Annotated in this window: 23 protein-coding genes; 8 read left to right on the plus strand and 15 right to left on the minus strand. The window is 36.3% G+C overall.

Annotation, left to right across the window (positions count from 1 at the left end; translation table 11 throughout):
* Positions 1-8: 8 nt before the first annotated feature.
* The 8 genes from mnmE to EPR_RS09300 form a co-directional block, all read right to left on the minus strand.
* Complete coding sequence (mnmE, locus tag EPR_RS04905) at positions 9-1,358, minus strand: tRNA uridine-5-carboxymethylaminomethyl(34) synthesis GTPase MnmE (protein ID WP_200762148.1); 1,350 nt, start codon at positions 1,356-1,358, stop codon at positions 9-11.
* Positions 1,345-2,262, minus strand: a complete 918-nt coding sequence (locus EPR_RS04910) for a Jag N-terminal domain-containing protein (protein ID WP_200762149.1) — start codon at positions 2,260-2,262, stop codon at positions 1,345-1,347. The genes mnmE and EPR_RS04910 overlap by 14 nt, the downstream gene beginning before the upstream one ends.
* Positions 2,255-3,841 carry a membrane protein insertase YidC gene (yidC, locus tag EPR_RS04915; RefSeq protein ID WP_200764166.1) on the minus strand — a complete coding sequence of 529 codons (1,587 nt, stop codon included), beginning with the start codon at positions 3,839-3,841 and terminating at the stop codon, positions 2,255-2,257. The genes EPR_RS04910 and yidC overlap by 8 nt, the downstream gene beginning before the upstream one ends.
* Positions 3,842-3,845: 4 nt before the next feature.
* Complete coding sequence (gene yidD / locus EPR_RS04920; protein ID WP_200762150.1) at positions 3,846-4,205, minus strand: membrane protein insertion efficiency factor YidD; 360 nt, start codon at positions 4,203-4,205, stop codon at positions 3,846-3,848.
* Complete coding sequence (rnpA, locus tag EPR_RS04925; protein ID WP_200764167.1) at positions 4,202-4,543, minus strand: ribonuclease P protein component; 342 nt, start codon at positions 4,541-4,543, stop codon at positions 4,202-4,204. The genes yidD and rnpA overlap by 4 nt, the downstream gene beginning before the upstream one ends.
* A complete protein-coding gene (gene rpmH, locus EPR_RS04930) occupies positions 4,531-4,665 on the minus strand; it encodes a 50S ribosomal protein L34 (RefSeq protein ID WP_200762151.1) in 135 nt (44 codons plus the stop codon). The genes rnpA and rpmH overlap by 13 nt, the downstream gene beginning before the upstream one ends.
* Before the next feature lie 66 nt (positions 4,666-4,731).
* A complete protein-coding gene (locus EPR_RS04935) occupies positions 4,732-6,147 on the minus strand; it encodes an acetyl-CoA carboxylase subunit A (RefSeq protein ID WP_200762152.1) in 1,416 nt (471 codons plus the stop codon).
* 159 nt (positions 6,148-6,306) lie between these two features.
* On the minus strand, positions 6,307-8,892 hold the full coding sequence (locus tag EPR_RS09300; RefSeq protein ID WP_200762153.1) for an ATP-dependent Clp protease ATP-binding subunit: 2,586 nt from the start codon (positions 8,890-8,892) through the stop codon (positions 6,307-6,309).
* Between the two features lie 189 nt (positions 8,893-9,081).
* On the opposite strand from EPR_RS09300, the gene EPR_RS04945 reads away from it, so the two are divergent.
* The 6 genes from EPR_RS04945 to EPR_RS04970 are packed head-to-tail and all read left to right on the plus strand — an operon-like array spanning position 9,082 to position 13,895.
* Entirely contained in the window at positions 9,082-10,449 is a 1,368-nt protein-coding gene (locus tag EPR_RS04945) for a S41 family peptidase (protein ID WP_234697078.1), read from the plus strand.
* A 9-nt stretch (positions 10,450-10,458) separates the two neighbouring features.
* The gene (gene purC, locus EPR_RS04950) at positions 10,459-11,169 is read left to right on the plus strand and encodes a phosphoribosylaminoimidazolesuccinocarboxamide synthase (RefSeq protein WP_200762154.1); all 711 of its coding nucleotides are present in this window, start codon (positions 10,459-10,461) and stop codon (positions 11,167-11,169) included.
* A gap of 49 nt (positions 11,170-11,218) precedes the next feature.
* Positions 11,219-11,461 carry a phosphoribosylformylglycinamidine synthase subunit PurS gene (purS, locus tag EPR_RS04955; RefSeq protein ID WP_200762155.1) on the plus strand — a complete coding sequence of 81 codons (243 nt, stop codon included), beginning with the start codon at positions 11,219-11,221 and terminating at the stop codon, positions 11,459-11,461.
* Positions 11,458-12,129, plus strand: coding sequence for a phosphoribosylformylglycinamidine synthase subunit PurQ (purQ, locus tag EPR_RS04960; protein WP_200762156.1), 672 nt, complete (start codon positions 11,458-11,460; stop codon positions 12,127-12,129). Before purS ends, purQ begins: the two co-directional genes overlap by 4 nt.
* On the plus strand, positions 12,119-13,219 hold the full coding sequence (locus tag EPR_RS04965) for a hypothetical protein (RefSeq protein WP_200762157.1): 1,101 nt from the start codon (positions 12,119-12,121) through the stop codon (positions 13,217-13,219). The genes purQ and EPR_RS04965 overlap by 11 nt, the downstream gene beginning before the upstream one ends.
* On the plus strand, positions 13,197-13,895 hold the full coding sequence (locus tag EPR_RS04970; protein ID WP_200762158.1) for a lysophospholipid acyltransferase family protein: 699 nt from the start codon (positions 13,197-13,199) through the stop codon (positions 13,893-13,895). Before EPR_RS04965 ends, EPR_RS04970 begins: the two co-directional genes overlap by 23 nt.
* Before the next feature lie 26 nt (positions 13,896-13,921).
* Here the strand turns inward: EPR_RS04970 and EPR_RS04975 are convergent, their stop codons facing one another.
* Both EPR_RS04975 and EPR_RS04980 read right to left on the minus strand, forming a co-directional pair.
* Positions 13,922-14,386 (minus strand): phosphate-starvation-inducible PsiE family protein, encoded by a 465-nt coding sequence (locus EPR_RS04975; protein ID WP_200762159.1) that lies wholly within the window; start codon positions 14,384-14,386, stop codon positions 13,922-13,924.
* 122 nt (positions 14,387-14,508) lie between these two features.
* Complete coding sequence (locus EPR_RS04980) at positions 14,509-14,703, minus strand: YwbE family protein (protein ID WP_200762160.1); 195 nt, start codon at positions 14,701-14,703, stop codon at positions 14,509-14,511.
* An 88-nt stretch (positions 14,704-14,791) separates the two neighbouring features.
* On the opposite strand from EPR_RS04980, the gene EPR_RS04985 reads away from it, so the two are divergent.
* On the plus strand, positions 14,792-15,934 hold the full coding sequence (locus tag EPR_RS04985; RefSeq protein ID WP_200762161.1) for a multiheme c-type cytochrome: 1,143 nt from the start codon (positions 14,792-14,794) through the stop codon (positions 15,932-15,934).
* Between the two features lie 12 nt (positions 15,935-15,946).
* Here EPR_RS04985 and EPR_RS04990 read toward each other — a convergent pair whose 3' ends face one another.
* Genes EPR_RS04990 through EPR_RS05005 form a run of 4 tightly spaced genes read right to left on the minus strand, consistent with a single transcriptional unit; the run spans position 15,947 to position 18,767 of the window.
* Positions 15,947-16,705, minus strand: a complete 759-nt coding sequence (locus EPR_RS04990; protein WP_200762162.1) for a TIGR01458 family HAD-type hydrolase — start codon at positions 16,703-16,705, stop codon at positions 15,947-15,949.
* Positions 16,702-17,304 carry an ATP-binding cassette domain-containing protein gene (locus EPR_RS04995; protein WP_200762163.1) on the minus strand — a complete coding sequence of 201 codons (603 nt, stop codon included), beginning with the start codon at positions 17,302-17,304 and terminating at the stop codon, positions 16,702-16,704. The genes EPR_RS04990 and EPR_RS04995 overlap by 4 nt, the downstream gene beginning before the upstream one ends.
* Positions 17,297-17,494: a tautomerase family protein gene (locus tag EPR_RS05000; protein WP_200762164.1), complete on the minus strand. Its 198-nt coding sequence runs from the start codon at positions 17,492-17,494 to the stop codon at positions 17,297-17,299. Before EPR_RS05000 ends, EPR_RS04995 begins: the two co-directional genes overlap by 8 nt.
* A 10-nt stretch (positions 17,495-17,504) precedes the next feature.
* Positions 17,505-18,767: a glutamate-5-semialdehyde dehydrogenase gene (locus EPR_RS05005; RefSeq protein WP_234697079.1), complete on the minus strand. Its 1,263-nt coding sequence runs from the start codon at positions 18,765-18,767 to the stop codon at positions 17,505-17,507.
* 116 nt (positions 18,768-18,883) lie between these two features.
* Between EPR_RS05005 and EPR_RS05010 the strand changes: the two genes are divergently transcribed.
* Positions 18,884-19,837 carry an NAD(P)-binding domain-containing protein gene (locus EPR_RS05010; protein WP_200762166.1) on the plus strand — a complete coding sequence of 318 codons (954 nt, stop codon included), beginning with the start codon at positions 18,884-18,886 and terminating at the stop codon, positions 19,835-19,837.
* Here EPR_RS05010 and EPR_RS05015 read toward each other — a convergent pair.
* Positions 19,821-20,630, minus strand: a complete 810-nt coding sequence (locus EPR_RS05015; RefSeq protein ID WP_200762167.1) for an HDOD domain-containing protein — start codon at positions 20,628-20,630, stop codon at positions 19,821-19,823. The genes EPR_RS05010 and EPR_RS05015 overlap by 17 nt on opposite strands.
* Position 20,631: the final 1 nt, after the last annotated feature.

The raw sequence follows: 20,631 nt of genomic DNA on the forward strand, positions 1-20,631 counted from the left end.
GGTTTGATCTATTTGCCAAGACAAAATTCACCGAACATTTTGTCCAGAAGCTCACTTGAAGCCATGGGTCTGGTTATGGATGCAATAGCTTTTATAGCATCGTTTATATGATATGCAAATATCTCCAGCTCCTGACGCGAAAGAGGTTCTATTGCATCCAAAACCGCTTTTGAAGCCTCTTCGACCGCTTTTATCTGTCTGCTCGATACCAAAAGTATCTCTTCTGTCGAAGAATAGGTGCTAAGTATCTTTTCCATTTTTTCAACAAGAGGTTTTATATCTTTTTTCGCACTAATTTTTAGAGGTTCAAATTTTTCTATCAATCTCTCATCAAATTTCTGCTTAAGATCACATTTGTTTATAACTGCGATTATATCTTTTTTATCTTCGTATTTTTCCAAAAGCTCAATTATTTTCATATCTTCGCTAGAAGCCTTACTGCTGCCATCAAACATGGCTATAACGATATCTGACTCTTCAATTGCTCTGATGCTTCGTTCTATTCCGATTTTTTCTATTTCGTCTTTGGCTTCTCTGATGCCGGCAGTATCAACTATTCGTGCAAGATGCGTGCCTATTTTTATACTTTCTTCTATTGTATCTCTGGTAGTTCCTGCAATTTCGCTTACAATTGCTCTCTCGTAACTGAGCAATGCATTTAGAAGCGAGCTTTTGCCGGCATTGGGCTTTCCTATTATGGAGACTTTGAAACCTTCAAGCAGCCCTGCTCTTCTTCTGCTTGCTTCAACTGTTTTTTCTAATTTTTCGCCTATATCTTTCAACTGACTCTCTATACGCTCAATCATATCTTCAGGAAGATCCTCTTCAGCATAGTCGATATTTACTTCCGTATATGCCAATATTCTGATAAGATCTTCTCTTATATTTTCTACAAAATCTTTAAGCTCACCTTTAAGCTGCCTTGCAAGAATTTTTGCGGCATCTTCGCTTCTGGCCTCTATAATCTTTGCAATAGCTTCCGCTTCGGTCAGATCTATTCTGCCGCCTAAAAACGCTCTTTTAGAAAATTCTCCTGGATTTGCAAGTCTCGCTCCGAGATTCAGCACTTCGTTTAAAATCCTATTTGCAACGACAACTCCTCCGTGACACTGAAACTCAACAACATCTTCGGTTGTAAAAGAGTGCGGGGCTTTGAAGTAGATAATGATGGCTTCGTCTATTATTTCATCATGACTGTCATAAAGAGTGGCTAGCGTAGCAAATCTAGGCTTGAAATCTCTCTTTTTCGATAATTTTTCTGCAATCGGAAGTGCGTTACTGCCGCTGACTCTTACAATAGCTATAGATCCGATACCGTGTGCAGTCGCAATAGCGGCTATTGTATCATTGCTGTCCATTCTTTTTGTTAAATTCACTTACAAGAATGAATTTATCTCCGTTTCTGTTTGTTCTTATAGCCACATATTTTTCCGGAAATTCACTTCTAAGCTCTCTTAATGCTATCTGTACAAGTACACCGTCAAGAGGCTTTGTCTGACCTTTACCCTCTTTTTTGATATTTTCTATAAGAGGTTTGAGATAGTTTCTTATCATCTCTTCCTGCGTTTTTAGAAACTCTGCGATTTCAAGTCTTATTTGAAGGTCATATTTTGAATTTATCCAATTAAAAAGAATATAAGAGAGTGCTTTGTATCTGTACCCCTCTTTTCCTATAAGCAATGCGGCATCTTTTCCGTTAAATTCTATTAAAACCGTTTTTTCATCATATGGAGTTACGGTGATTTTATCTATCTCAAAACAGGCTTGTTTAAATAGTGAATTTATATCATCTTCTATCTCTTGCGCAATATCATTTATAGTTTTTGTCTCTTTGTAAAAATCTTCAAACATATCATTTTTTATCACGGGTGGTTGTCTCTTTATCTCTTTTTTCTCAATAAGAGGTTTTTCACCTTCGGCTTTAAGACTTTTAGCAGGCTTTTGGATTTTCTCGGCAGCTCTTTTTACTTCTGCCACTCTTTTTTCAGTCTTTGGTTTTTGTTCACTTTTACGAATCTCCTCTGCTGTTTTGGCTTTTATCTCTTCTTTTTTCAAAACAGGAGATTCTTCGCTCTTTTGCTCTTCTTTCTTTTCGGTTTTACATTTTGCAAGAATTATTGCATTCTTTTTGCCAAAGCCCAAAAAACCTTTTGAAGGATTCTGTATTATCTCTACTTCAAGTTCCATAATGGAGCAACCTAATTCCTGAGCTGCTTTTGAATACGCTTCTTTTAAAGTTGGTGCCTCTATTTTTTTAGTCATGGCTTTCCTTTGAAACCTTCTTCCTCGCTTCAAACATCTTGTTGACAATGATCTGCTGTATAATTGAAAGTACATTATTAACAAACCAATACAGCGTCAAACCAGCAGGGAATGTTACAAAGAAGAATGTAAATATCAACGGAAGATATTTAAATATTTTCTCCTGCATCGGGTCTGTAAAGTTGGTCGGTGTTATTCTTTGGTGTATATACATACTTGCACCCATCAGTATCGGCAGGATGAAATATGGATCCATTACCGACAAATCATGTATCCAGAGTATCCAAGGTGCACCTTTGAGCTCTATAGCGTTTAATAAAACTCTATATATCGCAAAGAAAACTGGGATCTGAAGCAAAAGAGGCAGACATCCGCCCATAGGATTTGCGCCGTGCTTTTTGTATAGCTGCATCATATGGGCATTCATTTTCTGCGGATCGCCTTTATATTTTTGCTGAATCTCTTTTATCTTCGGTGAAAGTTCTTTAAGCTTTTGCATAGAGATCATTCCCTTGAACGTTAAAGGGAAAAGAACTATTCTAATAAGAATAGTAATAACAACAATTGCCCATCCCCAGTTCCCAACCGCATTATAGATATAAAGTAGTATTTTGAAAATCGGTTTTGCTATGAAAGTGAAAAATCCGTACTCTATAACAGAGGTAAGTTCTGGATTTATACTCTTTAGAAGATTGTACTCTTTGGGACCTATAAAACCACCGGCTTTAAAATCTTTACCACCTTCCACAAAAATAATGGGATTTTCTTCTTCATCTTTTGAAATAATCACATTGAGTCCGTTTTTCAAATCATAGAAAAAAGTCGTATAATATCTATCAACTGCAGCAGCGATTTTGGCTTTTCTAAAACTCTCAGTTCCTTTTGCATCTCCGTCATCTATCATTGTGATGGTGTCATCAGCTTCTTTTATAAGAGCGCCGTGAAAAGTATATCCGTCAACTCTTACATTTGGTCTAAAGCCCGGAGATATAAAGTATTTGCTGTTATTTTGAAGTTCTACATATAGATCATAGTGACCGTCAGGATATATTTTTATCCTCTTTCTTACCTCTTCGCCGGAGAGTTTTTGAACAAGAGTAACTTCCACAGGCTCGTCTTTTATGGTAACACTCTTTTTATCGGCAGAGTAATGTACTTTAAAAGCTTCGCTGTTTAGATTCTCATCTACAAATCTTATCTCTAACGGTTTAGGAAGTTTTTTCTGATCAAAAAGTTTTATAAATTCGCCGTTTTCTGTTTTGAATTTTTTATCTTTCAAAATAACCTGAGAAACTCTTCCCAACGAATCGATTTCCATCTTAAAATGTTTTGAATCAATTTCTACAAGCTTTTTGGCTGAGGATGAAGAGGATTTATTGGAAATATTTGTATTTTCCGTACTTTTAGACACTGTTTTGCTGATATTTTGATTTGGAGCTTCTATCTGTTTTGTCTGTTCGGTTTTCGTTTCGTTTTTGGAACTGGAAAGATTTTCTTTTGGCATGAAAAAATAGTCATATGCCAAAAATACCCCCAAAGATAAAACTGTAGCCAAAACAACTCTTTGATTAGCACTCATTTTTTCAAACACGTTGCTGCCTTTGATCTTTAGTTTCAAATTCTTTAAAATTTTTTATCACAAAAAAAAGGTTTTTACTCCTCTTTTTGGGAACCAGCCAGTAAAGAATTTTCATCTCTTTGTTATATTTTGAAATCTTATCAATTTTTCTGTATACAACCGGATAGTCTATTCCTCCGGGAAACAGCTGGTTGCATCTAAGTATCCTGAGTACAATTGCAACAACTGCAAAAACAGGATTATTGGTTTCTATCTCCCATTTGGCATACTCCGAACATGTCGGATAATATCTGCAGCTTCCGGGAGAGATAAGAGAAAAAAATCTCTGATAAATTTTTATCAAAGATATGAAAACTCTTCTCATATCTTTTCCAAAAGTTTTTCTCGTTTTAAGATATTTTCAAAGCTTTGTCTGAGCTTTGAAAAATCTGCTTCCAAAAGTGCGCTTTTGGCGACAAGTATATACATACCGTTTTTGAGATTGTCACTATATTGGGCAAAAAGGGCTCTTAGTCTTCTTTTTGCCCGATTCCTTTTTACTGCGCTTCCAACCTTTTTACTCGCTACAAAACCGACTTTTTTCTTTCCGTTCTCTTTATAAAAGAGAACGAAATAGCGAGTATGGCAGCTTTTACCTTTTTTATAGATAAAGTTAAATTCACCGCTTGTTTTAAGCGGTTCGTACTCTTTTATACCGCCAATCTTTTTCTGCCTTTTCTTCTTCTGGCATTGATGATCTTTCTGCCGTTTTTTGTCTTCATTCGGGCTCTGAAACCGTGTGTTCTTTTTCTTCTTGTATTATGAGGCTGATATGTTCTTTTCATCTAAACAATCCTTTCTTAATATTTTAATTTGAGGGCTAAGTTTACTAAAATCTTGCTTAAATGGCACTAAAAACCATATTTCGCAGCAATCGCCGCTGCAATGGCAGCAGCAAGATCTTTGGGGTCTTTTTCGATTTCAGGCAACAAAGACTCTATCTTGTTTTCAAGATAGGAAGTATCGAAATCACCCTTTTTAAAATCTTTATCATTGGTAATATTTTTCAAAAACTCTATAGTTGTTTTCACTCCCCTTATCGTAAACTCGTTCAGTGCGCGTCTGAGTTTTCTTACGGCAAGGTCATAGCTTGCTCCCCTTACGATAAGTTTTGCTATCATCGAGTCATAATGTGGAGGTATCGTATAGTCTTTGAAAACCGCGCTGTCTACTCTTACATTCGGCCCCAAAGCGGGATAATATGCTGTTATTTTTCCGGGATTGGGTTTAAAGTCGTTAAAAACATCTTCGGCATTTATCCTCGCTTCTATAGAAAAACCTCTGAAGTTGATATCTGTCTGATCCAGTTCCAGAATTTCGCCGGCAGCAATCCTTATCTGGCGAACAACAAGGTCAACACCTGTAACCTCTTCTGTTATACAGTGTTCAACCTGTATTCTGGTGTTCATTTCCATAAAGTAGAAATTTTTCTCTTCGTCGACCAGAAACTCCACAGTCCCTGCATTTGTATATTTTGCTGCTTTGGCGGCAGCAACGGCTACCGCGCCCATTCTTTTTCTTAGATCATCACTCATAGAAGGACTTGGCGCAATCTCCAAAAGTTTTTGATGCCTTCTTTGAATTGAGCAGTCTCTTTCCCCTAGATGTATTATATTTCCGTAATTGTCGGCCAGTATCTGAAACTCTATATGTTTTGGGTTTTCCACATATTTTTCGACAAAAACGCTGTCATCTTTGAAAAAAGCCATAGCTTCTCGTCTACAGGCATCGACCCCTTCAACGAGCTCCTTTTCGTTATATGCAACTCTCAGCCCTCTTCCTCCGCCGCCGCTTGTAGCTTTTACAATTACCGGGTATCCATATTTCTGGGCAAACTGTATAGCTTCTTGAACATCGGCTATATTTTCCGTTCCCGGAACTACCGGTATACCGTTTTTTATCATTAGTTTTCTTGCTTCGTTCTTGTCGCCCATTTTAGCTATGACTTCGCTTTTGGGACCTATCCACGTAAGTCCGGCCTCTTCGACCATCTTGGCAAAATCCGCATTTTCTGCAAGAAAGCCGTATCCGGGATGTATAGCTTCTGCTCTGCTCGCAAGCGCGATATCAATGATTTTTTGCGGATTTAGATATCCCTGAAGCGGGTCATCACTGACTTTATAAGCTTCATCAGCCATTTTTACATGAAGTGAGTCCCTGTCGGCTTTAGAATAAATAGCAACAGATTTTATACCAAGATCATTGCATGCTCTGATAATTCTTACGGCTATTTCACCTCTGTTGGCTATCAATAATTTATGAAACATAGCTGCGACCTTTTATTATATTTAAATAAGTTTGAGACAATTTTATCATAGAGGGGCTTAATAAATTTTATGGAAAGAAAAGCAAGAGAGAAGAAAGATTAATATTATTTAGTATGACAAATAGGTGCGGAACAAAAAGAGGGCATCAGCCCTCTTTTATCATACTCTCTGTCCGTTTACAAGAACAAATACCTCTTCGTTTTCAGCATCGAAAACTACACTGTCGCCTTCTTTTACTTTATCTTCAAGTATAAGTTCTGCAAGTCTGTCCTCTACAAGCTCGTATAGTGCGCGCTTAAGAGGTCTTGCACCGTATACTGGGTCGAATCCGGCTTTTGCGACGATTTTTTTGGCAAGATCAGTCAATTCTACTTTTATATCTCTTTCTTTAAGTTTTTCCTGAATTCCTTTAAACATAATATCTACAATTTTAACTATCGCTTTTTCGTCAAGCGGATTGAAAATCACTATGTCATCAAGTCTGTTCAGGAATTCGGGCTTGAAATATCTTTTGAGTTCGTCTTTAACCGCTTTTTCCCTGTCTTCCGGATCTCTGAATTCCATAATTTTATCGCTGGCGATATTTGATGTCATGATAATTATTGTATTCCTGAAATCAACTGTAACACCTTTGTTATCTGTCAATCTTCCATCGTCTAGAACCTGCAACAGGATATTGAAAACATCAGGATGCGCTTTTTCTATCTCATCAAACAAAATTACACTATAAGGCTTTCTTCTAACAGCTTCTGTAAGTTGTCCGCCCTCTTCATATCCAACATATCCCGGAGGGGCACCCACAAGTCTGGATACTGCATGTTTTTCCATATATTCGCTCATATCTATTCTGATAAGAGCTTTTTCGGTATCAAAAAGAAATTTCGCCAATGTTTTTGCGGTTTGGGTTTTACCTACTCCTGTAGGTCCAAGGAACATAAAACTTCCTATAGGTCTGTTTGGTTCGCTCAGACCTGCTTTATTTCTTTTTATAGCCCTTGCAACTGCTTTTATAGCTTCATCCTGTCCCACAACCTCACGTCTTAGTTCATCTTCAACATGAAGTATCTTCTCTTTTTCACTCTGAAGCATTTTTGTTACAGGAATACCTGTCCATTTGCTTACAATTGCCGCAATCATCTCTTCATCAACGCTGTTTTTGAGAAGAGTTCCGGCTTCTTGCATTCTTTCCCACTGTTCATTAAGATCTTTGAGCTTTTGTTCAAGCTGTGGAATCTGACCATATTCAATTTCGGCAGCTTTATTGAAATTGCCCTCTCTTTTTGCCAACTCGGCTTCTCTTTTTAAAGCATCGATTTTTTCTTTGATTTCAGCTATATCTTTGAATACTTTCTTTTCATTCTCAAACTGGGCTTCAAGTTGTCTCTTTTTCTCTTCAAGATTAGCTATCTCTTTTTCTATCTCTTTTAGACGCTCTTCATTTTTTTTACTCTTTTCCATCAAAAGAGCCTCTTTTTCAACCAACAGCTGTTCAATCTCTCTTTTAACCTTGCTAAGTTCAAAAGGCTCACTCTCTATCTGCATTTTGAGTTCAGCCGCTGCTTCGTCTATAAGATCGATTGCCTTATCGGGCAGGTATCTGTCTGTTATATATCGTGCACTCAATTTTGCCGCTGCAACAAGTGCACTGTCCAAAATCTGCACATTATGATGGGCTTCTAGTCTTTCTTTAAGACCTCTTAAAATCTGCAGCGCCTCATTTATACTTGGCTCTTCAACTTTTACAGGCTGAAATCTTCTTTGAAGAGCGGCATCTTTTTCAAAATATTTTCTATACTCTTTAAGAGTAGTGGCACCTATTGTGTGCAATTCGCCCCTTGCCAATGCGGGTTTGAGAATGTTTGCGGCATCCATACTCCCTTCGGTTGCCCCTGCTCCTACGATAGTGTGTATCTCATCGATAAAAAGTATAATATTTCCGCTGCTTTTAACCTCTTCTACAACTGCTTTGAGCCTATCCTCAAACTCTCCTCTATATTTTGCACCGGCTATCAGTGCACTCATATCAAGAGAAACAACTCTTTTATTCTGAAGGCTCAAAGGCACTTCTTTGTTTACGATTCTTTGTGCAAGACCTTCTACAATAGCTGTTTTACCAACTCCCGGTTCACCAAGAAGAATAGGATTGTTCTTTGTTTTCCTTATCAGAATCTGCATAACCCTGTGAATCTCCTCATCTCTTCCGATTACCGGGTCAAGCTCGCCTTCTATTGCTTTTTTTGTAAGATCTATACCGTATTTTTCCAAAGCTTCTAAAGTTTCGTCTGCGGTAGGTTTGTCTATCTTTTTTCCACCTCTTATAGCTTCCAGATTTTTTTTCAAATCCATCAAATCAACATATTTGCCCAAAATATTTTTAAACGGTTCCGTATCAAGGTTGGCGATTATCCAGGTATCTACCGCCAGAAACTGATCTCCGCTTTTAACCATAAGCCCTTCGGCTTTTTGCAGACTTTCGGCAAGATTTCTGGAAAGTTTTATACTCTCTTTTGTTATTTGGGAAACTTTAGGAAGTTTATCAGCTTCGCTTTTTGCTTCAAGCTCGATTGCAGCTTTGTCTATGCCCATCTTATTCAAAGCCTGATTCAGAATGGAACTGCTATCGGTCAGCAATGCCCATATAACATGAACCACATCAACTTCCGGGTTTTTATTGTGCAGAGCAAGGCTGATTCCTGATTCGATTGTTTCAGTCATCTTATGCGTCAGCTTTTCAAAAATACTCATGACAGCTCCTTAATTAATTTAGTTTAATGGTATTATACAACTTTAGTCAATTGATGTCAAGTTATTTTAGTCTATAAAACTCTTTGTTTTTCTGCATAAAACCCGCTTTGTAAAAAGTTTAGCCAATTTTTAGTATATTTTAATTATAATTTACTCCATCTTTATATCTGATTTTACAAGGTCTAAAATATGAAAAAAATGAAAATTTTAACTCTCAGTTTCATTGCTGCCTCCGTAATGGGATACGGTTTTATACAAACTGATCTTTTTGCTAAAAGCGAAGAATCAAATCTTACTACAAGGTTGCATTCGATTGCCAAATTTACTAAAGTCGTAGGTACCGTTGAAAAATATTACGTAGATGAACTTACTATTGAAGAGATCATAAATAAAGCAATAGCTGGACTTTTAAGTAATCTTGACGCCCACTCCTCCTATCTTGACAAAAAACACTTCAAAGAGCTAAAAATTCAAACGGAAGGAGAGTTCGGAGGCCTTGGTATCACTGTCGGAATAAGAGACGGTGCACTTACCGTAATAGCTCCGATAGAAGGCACTCCTGCAGATAAAGCGGGACTGAAATCAGGAGACATTATCCTAAAAATAAATGACAAATCAACTCTGGACATGACGCTCGACGAAGCGGTAAATCTCATGAGAGGAAAACCGGGAACAAAAATAAAACTGACTATTGTAAGAAAAAATGAACCAAAACCAATTATTGTTGAAATTACAAGAGATATTATAAAAATACAGTCTGTATATGCAAAACATATTCTTAATGAGGATATTCTTTACTTAAGAGTTACATCTTTTGACAAGAAAGTAAAAAGTGATGTAGAAAAATTTATAAAAGAGAACGAAGATAAAACTAAAGGGATAATATTAGATCTAAGAAACAATCCGGGCGGACTTCTAGATCAGGCAGTAGAGTTGGTAGATCTTTTTGTAGATGAAGGGGTTATTGTCTCACAAAAGGGACGTGTAAAAGATGAAAACAGAGAGTATCTCGCAACAAAACCCGGAACATACAAAAATATCCCTATCGTTGTATTGGTGAACGAAGGAAGTGCAAGTGCAAGTGAAATTGTAAGCGGCTCACTCCAGGATCATAAAAGAGCGATCATAGTCGGAGAAAAGACTTTTGGTAAAGGAAGCGTACAGGTAATACTTCCTATCGATAAAGAAGAAGCCGTAAAACTGACTATAGCAAGATACTATCTGCCAAGCGGAAGAACTATCCAGGCATTGGGCGTAACACCTGACATCATTGTACATCCGGGAAAAATTCCAATAGAAGAAAACGGATTTGCAATCAAAGAAGCAGAACTTAAAAAACATCTCAAAAGTGAACTAGAAAAGATAGAAGAAGAAAAGGGTACATCCGAAAAACTGCAAAATGAAGAAGAGAAAAACAAAAAAGATGAAAAAGAGAAGAGTGAGAAAGAAAAAGATCTTATTGATGAAAAAGCTCTTTATGAAGACGCTCAACTCAAATCTGCCGTAGATATATTAAAAGCATTGATAATAGTCAAAAACGTATCTAAAAACAATTAAAGGAAGGGAATGGAAAAAAAAGAGTTATTATATGAGGGAAAAGCAAAAAGAATATATGCTACAGATGATGAAAATCTGTATATAGCCGAATTCAAAGATGATCTCACAGCTTTCGATGCACAAAAAAAAGGAAGCGAAGCCGGAAAGGGCGCACTAAATTGCCAAATCAGCAGTCTGCTTTTTGAACTGCTAGAAGAAAACGGCATACCTACACACTATGTCAAAAGATTGAACGAAAATGAGATGCTTATCAAAAGAGCAGAAATGATACCTATTGAAGTTGTCGTAAGAAATATCGCAACAGGCTCATTGACAAGAAGACTCGGAATTCCTGACGGAAAAGTTCTTCCTTTTTCACTTGTTGAGTTCTATTATAAAAACGATGAACTTCATGATCCAATTATAAATGACGAACATGCCCTTATACTTGATTTGGCAAGAAGTGAAAGTGAACTTGAAGAACTGAAAAGACTTGGACGAGAGATAAATGTCATTTTAAAATCTTTTTTTGACAAAAGAGAACTAAATCTTGTGGATTTCAAAGTAGAATTTGGTCGTGACAAAGACGGAAATATAATTTTAGGAGATGAGATAAGCCCTGACAGCTGCAAATTTTGGGATAAAAAAACAGGCGAGAAACTTGATAAAGATGTTTTCAGACAGGATCTTGGTAATGTAAAAGTTGCCTATGAAGAGGTTTTAAGAAGAATATTGAAATAAAAGCAAAATCTACGCATTTTTTCATTAAGCACAATCGAAAAGGATTTAAATGAAAGCTATAGTCGATATATATTTAAAACAAGGAGTTCTCGATCCTCAGGGAAAAGCGGTTCATCATGCATTACACTCTCTCGGATTTAATGAGGTAACTGATGTGAGGGTCGGCAAACAGATAGTTTTGCAGCTTGACGAAAGCGATGAAGAGAAAGCTACCCAAAGAGTAAAAGAGATGTGTGAGACACTGCTTGCAAATACCGTAATAGAAGACTATAAGATAGAGATTGTAAAATGAATGTAGCAATTATCAGATTTCCCGGAACAAACTGCGAATTTGATACAGATTATGCATTTAATCTTTTGGGATGCAAAAACAGCATAGTATGGCATAAGAAAGTCTCATTACCAAAAAATACAGATCTTGTTGTAATCCCAGGCGGTTTTAGTTACGGCGATTATTTAAGAAGCGGTGCAATTGCAAGATTTAGCCCCATTATGCAGGCTGTAAAAGAGTTTGCTGCAAAGGGGGGTTACGTTTTGGGTATCTGCAACGGATTTCAGATACTTTTGGAGTCTCACCTGCTTCCAGGAGCTATGAAAAGAAATGAAAATCTCCATTTTATATCCAAATATCAACATCTTAAAGTTATTAACTGCAACAACAGATTTCTATCCAAGTTAAAAAAAGGCGATATCCTGAATATCCCTATCGCCCATGCAGAGGGTAATTACTACATAGACGATGATGGCTTAAAATCACTTTATGACAATGAACAGGTTTTGTTACAGTATTGTGATAAAGATGGAAATTATGAGAATCCAAACGGTTCGGTCAATGCAATAGCAGGTATTTGCAACAGAGAAAAAAATGTTTTTGGACTTATGCCACATCCAGAAAGAGCTTGTGAAAAAATACTCGGTAGCGAAGACGGAATAAAAATGATAGAAGGATTTGTCAATTAGAGTTTCAAAAATATTGGGGATATTATCAATCTTTTTGTTTTTCTCTTTTACTCACGTTCACGCCCAAACAGAAGGAGAAGAGATATATCAAAAATATCTCTATCTCTCTTTTGAAAAGATACCCAAAACAATCTATAAAAATGAAGTTTTCCCAGTAACTCTTAAAATAGTCGTTGCAGGCGACGGATATGAAAGTATCGAATATGACTTTGAAAACGGAAAAAATATTGAAGAAGTTTTTATAGATGAACCGATAAAATCCGAAGGTATATATCTATATAAGACACTCTATTTTAAAGCTAAAAGTACTGAGATACGAATTCCTGATATCACTGTAACATTGATATTCGAAGGCTACAGCAGAATAGAGAGCGAGAGACTAAACGGAATTACGCTTAAAACAATAGAATTAAACCCCCCTACAGATTTCTGCGGTGTTTTAGCAAAAAATATGCAAATCATCAAATATAAGGCAACTCCATACGATGATGAAAACAACCTTCTGGTAATGAATGTTGAGGCAAACCTCTCAAATATAGAGAACTTTCATGTTAATAAAGCCGCAAAACAAGGGTTTGAATCTCGCCAAATCAACTTCCCACTCAGCAATATTGTCTATTATGCAATTATTCCAAGCCAAATTGACAGATTTAAAATAGTATATTTCAATACAGATGAGAACCGTTTCAAGTCCCTGTTGCTTCCTATAGAGGTCAAAGATGACAGAGTAAGCACACAATCAGACATAAATCCGGGCAAAACAAGTCATCAGATGATAAAAATGATCACCGCTTTTTCTCTCTCAGCACTTTTTTTACTGGGATTTATTTACAAAAAAAAGATTATTTATCTCTTATTGGCCCTTGTTTTCGGTTCATATGGAGTGTATATCACAGTTCCGGTTAAAAAAGTCTGCATAAAAAAAATGAGCAATATATATCTATTGCCAACACAAAACAGCACCATTTTTTATAAAAATGAGAAAACTTTAGAAGTTAAAAAATTAAACCATAAAAACGGCTATACAAAAATTATTCTTCCCGATAATAAAATAGGATGGGTCAAAGATGAAGATATTTGCAAAAATTAGAGGAATATATGCAGCTGTCATAATAATTCTTTTCGTTCTTCTTAATATTCTTCTTTTTACACTTTTTGATAAAAAATATTACAAAAAAATAAAACAGTTCATTTCAAAGAGCATACTAAAACTGCTTGGAATAGATATAAAAACTGAAGGTAAAATTGATGAAAATGCAGATATGTTGGTAATGAATCACAAAAGCATGCTTGATATCATTATTATGGAAGCTTTTTATCCAAAAGATTTATGCTGGATCGCAAAAAAAGAGCTTTTTGACATGCCACTATTTGGTCTTATGCTCAAGCTTCCCGATAATATAGCTATAGACCGTCAGGACAAAAAAGGAATTCTACACCTTCTCAAAGAGACAAAGAAAAAAGTAAAAAACTCACATAAGGTACTGGCAATTTTTCCCGAAGGTACAAGAGCTAAAGGAGACAGACTTCTCCCTTTCAAACCCGGTGCTTCTGTAATAGCCGACAAGTTGGATATGAGAGTGCAACCGATTGTTATTATAAACAGCAGAGAAATTTTTGATTCAAAAAAATTGGAACTAAATCCAGGTACAGTAAAAATAAAGTTCCTGCCATCTTTCAAGGCAAAGGAAAACCCAGACTGGCTAAAAAACTTAAGAGATGAGATGCAAAAGATACTTGACAGTGAAAAAAACTGTGATAAATAAACTTCTGTCCACTTTATATTAACTTGTTATATTTTTTTTGAAATAAGCCAATAAGTTATTCCCAGAGCAAATACAACCACTCCTGTTGCAACTATCAACGGCGGCGTAATCTTCTCAAAATCAAAAATAATTACTTTCCGAGAAATAGCCATAAGAGCCGTTGCTACTACAAGTCTTACCGGAATAACGTCTGTTTTCAGATACATTGTAATATTTATAAAAATTTCTATAGCTATCAATACAGCAAGAAAAGCACCAAATGTCGCAAGAATATCATTGATACTCAGGAGTAAAAACGGCGGAGAATTTATTCTTTGATATAAAACATAAACAACATCCCCTATTCCCCAAACAATTACAAGCACCATAAGTATAGCTAAAACTTTTACAGCAAATCGTATTATACGATGCAAAAAATCAATAAAAGGATCCTCATGCTTTTTAGTTAAATCATGACCAGGCTCGACCAGATGCTCTTTTCCATTTTCCATTTGGTTTCCTCTTATTATTAAAAACAGATACTCACTTAAAACCGTTAGAACTCACCTCTACCACACATTCTACCTCATTAACAGGATATTATCAAGAAATACCGATTTTTATTTTAGATATTTTATATGCATATCTCTTTGACCCGTCCCACTCTTCCACAGGTCAGTCTTACTTTTATACCGTGAGGATGTAAAGGAGAATTTGTCAAAATATCTTTGACCACACCTTCTGTCAGTTTTCCGCTTTTTTGGTCTTGCTTCAATACAATCCTGACTTTAATGCCCCGTCTGATATTCGATCTTTTCTTATAGTCCATAATTCTATCTCCTTTTATTGACAATTATCATATAATACTACCCTCTTTTTTGGTATTATCAGAAAAAATTTAATTATAAGAGGAAAAAATGAAGAAATATTTAATACTCATTCTGTTTTTGAATTTGAGCCTTTTTGGAGAAAATTTTACACCTAGCAAAGTATGCAAAGCGTGCCATCCGCTGGTATACAAAGAATATGTGGAATCAATGCACTACAACTCTTCAATCTTCAGAGACAAAATTCATAAAAAGATTTTTTCCATTCATCCTTTATCAAAAAAAGAGAAATACCAGTGTGCAAAATGCCATACTCCTACAGACGAAAAATTGCTAAAAGATCTAAACAGTACCGATCCCGCTTTGCCCAAAATAGATAGCCAGGGCCAAAAAGAAGCGATATCATGCGCCTACTGCCACAGAATAAAAGATATAAAAAAACACGCCAAAATGAACGAAAACATTATCAATAGCAACCAAAAATACTTTTTTGCTGAAGATGAAAACATAAAAGGTGTCAAAAAATATACTTTGAAAAAAGGACTGTTTGCAAAACAGAGCGGCTCACCCTATCATACTATCGATGCCACAAATCCCCTGTATAAAAACGCAAAGGTTTGTATGGGATGTCACTCTCATAAGCAGAATAAAAATGGATTTACCGTATGCAAAACAGAATTTTCAAAAGATGCTAAACAAAATTGTATCACATGCCATATGCCAAAAGTCAGTGGAAGTTTTGCAAACCATATTGATTCCAAAACACATAGATATCACGGGTTTGCAGGTGTTTTTAACAAACCCGAATTTCTTGAAAAATATATAGAGTTGACTTTGAAAACAGATAAAAATATAGAAATTGAGATTACAAACCTGGCACCTCATAAACTCTTTCTTCATCCGCTAAGAGCGGCTGCCATAAAGATAAGTGTGACCAATGCGGGTAGAAAAGTGTTAGAAGATGAAAAGATGTTTTCTAAAATTTTTGGCAAAAATGGAACTCCCGCACCAGTATGGGAAGCTACTGAAGTACTACAAGATACCATTTTAAATGCAAAAGAAAGTACAAAAATATCATTAAACTATATGCCTAAAAAAGGAGACAATATAAAAATAGAATTTGGGTATTACATAGTAAATCCCGGCATAGCAAAAAAGTTAAATCTGGAAGAGTTTTCAAAATTTAAAGTTTTAAAAACGATTGAGAATAAAATTTATACAAATTCCGACTAAAATGTGCCTGCTTTATAGTTTATATAAAACCGACGGCAAACAGGTTATATCCTCTATAATAAAATCGGGCTTTATACCTTTATCCAAAACCTCAGGTTTATATTTGCCTGTTTTTACCAAAACAGCTTTGATACCTATATCCTGAGCGCCCTTTATATCTGATTCTATATCGTCTCCCACCATTATTACTTCATCCTTTCCCAATCCCATTGATTTTATAGCATTTTCGAAAAACAGAGGGCTCGGTTTGCCAACTATTGTGGCTTTTGTTTCGGCTGCATATTCCAAAGCTTTGACAAAACCTCCGGCATCCATGGAAAGTTTGCCGTCTTTGTCTTTAAAATATCTGTTTTTCGCGACAGCCAAGAGTTCGGCACCTTCCAGTAGTTTTCTGAAGGCCTTGTTTAAACGCTCATATGTAAAGTTATTGTATGCATCCGCAACGATTACATATTTTATATCTTCTTTGATAATATCTTTAAAAAACTCCTCGGCTTCGTCAGTCATCACCATATAAGCACCCTTACCGCTTTCTGCTACGACTCTTCTTGCCGCATCAAGGGCTGTGAATATCTCGTCTCTTTTTACTCCAAAACCCATATTTACAAGTTTTTTGTAGACACTCTCAGGTGTGTTTCTGCTTGTATTGGTTACCAATCTTACCTGATAACTCTTTTTCAGTTTTTCAAGTATCCCTGCCGCTCCCTTTATCTCTCTGTCTCCCTCATATAAAACACCGGCGATATCCAGCAAAACACCTTTTACTTTCATACTGGCATCTCCTTGAGCATATTGGGGCTGATCTTGATAATTTTGTCACTACACCACTTTGCAAGGTCCATATCGTGAGTTATTATAAGCAGCCCTACCCTATCCAGAAATCCCATTAATAATTTCATAACTTCAAGCTGAATTATATTGTCAAGAGCAGACGTGGGTTCGTCAGCAAGAAGAAGTTCTGGCTTCATAAGAAGTGCTCGAAGAATAGAACATCTCTGAAGCTGTCCGCCGGATAACTGATGAGGTCTCTTTTCAAGCAGAGCAAGATCGATATTCATTTTCTTTGCCAGCTCTTCAAGCCCGTCTAAAGAGGCAACATCTCTTATCTGTTCAATGATCGAGTATGTAGGATGAAATGAGGTATAAGGATCCTGGAATATTTGGGAAAACCTGGCAACTTTTACGCTTCCTTTCATTGGCTTCAAAAAGCCTGTTATAAGTTCAAAAAGAGTGCTTTTGCCAACTCCGCTGGGACCGACAATAGTTACAACTTCCCCTTTTTTCACTTCAAGAGAAAAATCTTTAAATAGCAGATTATCTCGTGTATAACCGAAAGTAAGATCTTTTATCTCAAGAACAGTTTCAGCCATCTTTCTTTTTCTCGCTCAACAGCATATCGCCTACAGCCCAGTTTTCTCTCTCAACCTCGTCAAAAACTATATAACAGCTTTTTTTTGATTTGCCCAGAACTCTTTGGATAGAGTCACTTATATCTTTTGCTATCTCTTTTTTCTGTTCGACACTTATCTTTCCGGCTACTTTTATGTTTATATAAGGCATCTGCTCTCCTTTATTCTCTAATCTGCCCCTGTCCGTATATCTTGTATTTATATGTTGTAAGATCGTTTATACCCATAGGCCCTCTTGCATGCAGCTTGTTTGTGCTTATACCCACTTCAGCACCGAAACCAAACTCTCCTCCGTCGGTAAATCTTGTGGAAGCATTCACATAAACGCAGGCTGCATCAATAGAGTTCATAAATTTTTCCGCATTTGAATAGTTTTCCGTAACAATCGCTTCGCTGTGTCCCGAACCGTATTTTTGTATATGAGATATGGCTTCGTCTATATTTTCGACAACTTTCAAAGATAAAATATTTGCAAGATATTCAGTTTCAAAATCCTTCTCATCAGCTTCCGCAACATTTATAATCTCTCTTGTAAGAGCGCAGCCTTTGAGCTCGGTTGAGTATAGTTTAAACTCCTCAAAAAGTTTGGGCAGTATCTCGTTTGCAATATCTTTATGAACGAGCAGAGTCTCCATTGCATTGCAGACACCGGGTCTTTGGACTTTTGCATTGACTGCTATAGCGATCGCCTTGTCAAAATCTGCAAAACTGTCTATATATGTATGGCAAAGTCCCTTGTCGTGCTTGACTACAGGAACTGTTGCATTTTCACTGACATATCTTATAAGTGCCTCCCCGCCTCTCGGGATGATAAGATCCACATACTTGTCCATTTTTATCAGTTTCGCAACACCCTCTCTGCTGCTGTCGGGAAGCAGGGATATTAGCTCTTTTGGAAGCGAATTTTTTTCTAAAACCTCCTGAAGTATCTGTGCAATTATTTTATTGCTATATGCGGCTTCTTTTCCACCTTTGAGTATGCATACATTGGAGCTTTTAAAGCATAAAGCAGCAGTATCACTTGTAACATTGGGCCTTGATTCGTATATTATACCGATTACGCCTATGGGAATCGATACTTTTTCTATTTTGAGTCCGTTATCCAAAACCCAGCCATCAAGAACTCTTCCAACGGGATCTTTGAGTGCAGCAATCTCTCTTACCGCCTTTGCCATCGAGAAAATTCTTTTGTCATCCAACAAAAGCCTGTCCATCATTGCAGGGCTCAGATTCATCTCCCGTGCATTTGCCATATCTATCTCATTGTGCTCTTTTATTCTGTTTGTATTTGCCTCTATTGCATCGGCCATCTGGTTAAGCACTCTTTTTTTGATATCGCCGTTGAGTGTTGAAAGTATACTTGCAGACTCTTTTGCTCTTTTTAGAAACTCTTCCATATCTATATCTCCACCTTCAGTTATCATATTTTTACATGATTTTACACATATTATGCTTTTTAGCCAATAAAATTTTATTTTTATTCGACTTTAAGCCAAATAATAATTTAATATATAATATTTTTTTATAAAAGAGGTTTGTTATGGAAAAAGTTTATGATATTGCCATTATTGGTGCAGGACCCGCAGGAATAGGCACAGCTATTGAAGCCTTCATATTTGGCATCAAAGATATACTATTGATTGAAAAAGCAGATAACCACTCTTCGACCATAAGGAAATTTTATAAAGATAACAAACGGGTTGACAAAGACTGGATGGGACAGAAAGTTGAATGTGAAGGAAATATCATCTTTATGGATGGAACTAAAGAGACTACACTTGATCTTTTTGACAGACTTCTTGATAAACATAAAATTGATACCGAATTCAATACTGAAATAGAAAAAATTGAAAAAAAAGGCGATATTTTTGATATAGAGACTACGGACAACAGGCAGTTTAAAGCAAAAAATGTAGTAATTTCGATAGGTAAAATGGGTAAACCAAATAAACCTACATATAAAATCCCACCCTCAATAAAACAAAAAGTCAACTTCAATCTCGACAGCTGTTCTCAGGGCGAAAAAATACTTGTTGTTGGTGGAGGAAATTCTGCAGCGGAATATGCCTATTTTTTAGCAGATTCCAATGATGTTACGCTTAATTACAGAAGAGCAAGATTTACAAGACTAAACCCGGAAAACGATAAAATAGTGGAAAGATATGCCGATGAAGGAAAACTTAGATTGAAACTTGGCATAGATATAGAATCTTTGGAAAGCGAACATGGGAAAGTGAAAGTCAATTTCAGCAATAATAAAAGCGAGATTTTTGATAGAGTAATATATGCGATAGGAGGGACAACTCCCACAGAATTCTTAAGAAAATGCGGTCTTAATATCGTGGGTAAAAAAGTCGAAGTAGATGATAATTTTGAAACCGAAATACCTGGACTCTTCGCTGCAGGTGATATCGTGACTGATACGGGAGGTTCTATAGCAATAGCTTTAAACCATGGATACAGAATAGCCAAATATATCAAAGAGAATCGATAGAACCCTCTGAACAGATATTGCAGTTTAGGGCTTTTGCAAATGAGTCAACGTCAAGGGAAAATCTTTCAAGAATAGGAAGAGCTTTTTCCTTTGCGTCTGGCTCTATTTCACCTTTGAGGTCAACAACAGCTCTTATGACTTTTAAAGAGGCAGCATCTTTTTGATACTCATTTGGCGCATCTTCGGGATTTTTCGAATATCTGATAATCTTTACAAGTTTGGAAGAAAAATTCCATCTCTCAAATATAGCAGCGGTTACTTCCGGAGTAGTTATGCTGCATATCTCCTCTTCGGCATCGTCACATTCGATATTTTTTTCTACCATATATTCATAGATGTTTTTTCCTCTTTTTTTGGCACACTTTGCAATAAGAACCTTTCCTATCTCGCTTAAAAAGGCCGCTGTCGGCAAAACAGACTCTTTATGAGTCCATATATAAGCAATTTTGCTCTGTATGACAGATTTTTTTAAAAAATCATCCGATGTAATTGCATATGCAGAAAAATCAACATCAAAATCTCTGTTTAGAGTGCAATAAAGGGCAAAACCCGTTACCATATCCATACCAAGCAAAACAACAGCTTTTTCTATATCTTTCACTTCATGCACAAAGCCGTAATATGGAGAATTTGCAATTTTCAAAATATCGGCAACAAGAAGAGGATCCTCTTCGATAACCTCTATCATCTCTTTGAAAGAGAGCTCATCTTTATTGTATAGCTCTTTTATTTTTATAGCAGTTTCGGGCATTGGAGGAAGATTCTCTATCTCTTCAAAAATAAATTTTCTCATA

Origin of the sequence: Nitrosophilus alvini (assembly GCF_015100395.1) — a bacterium.
GTDB lineage: Bacteria > Campylobacterota > Campylobacteria > Campylobacterales > Nitratiruptoraceae > Nitrosophilus > Nitrosophilus alvini.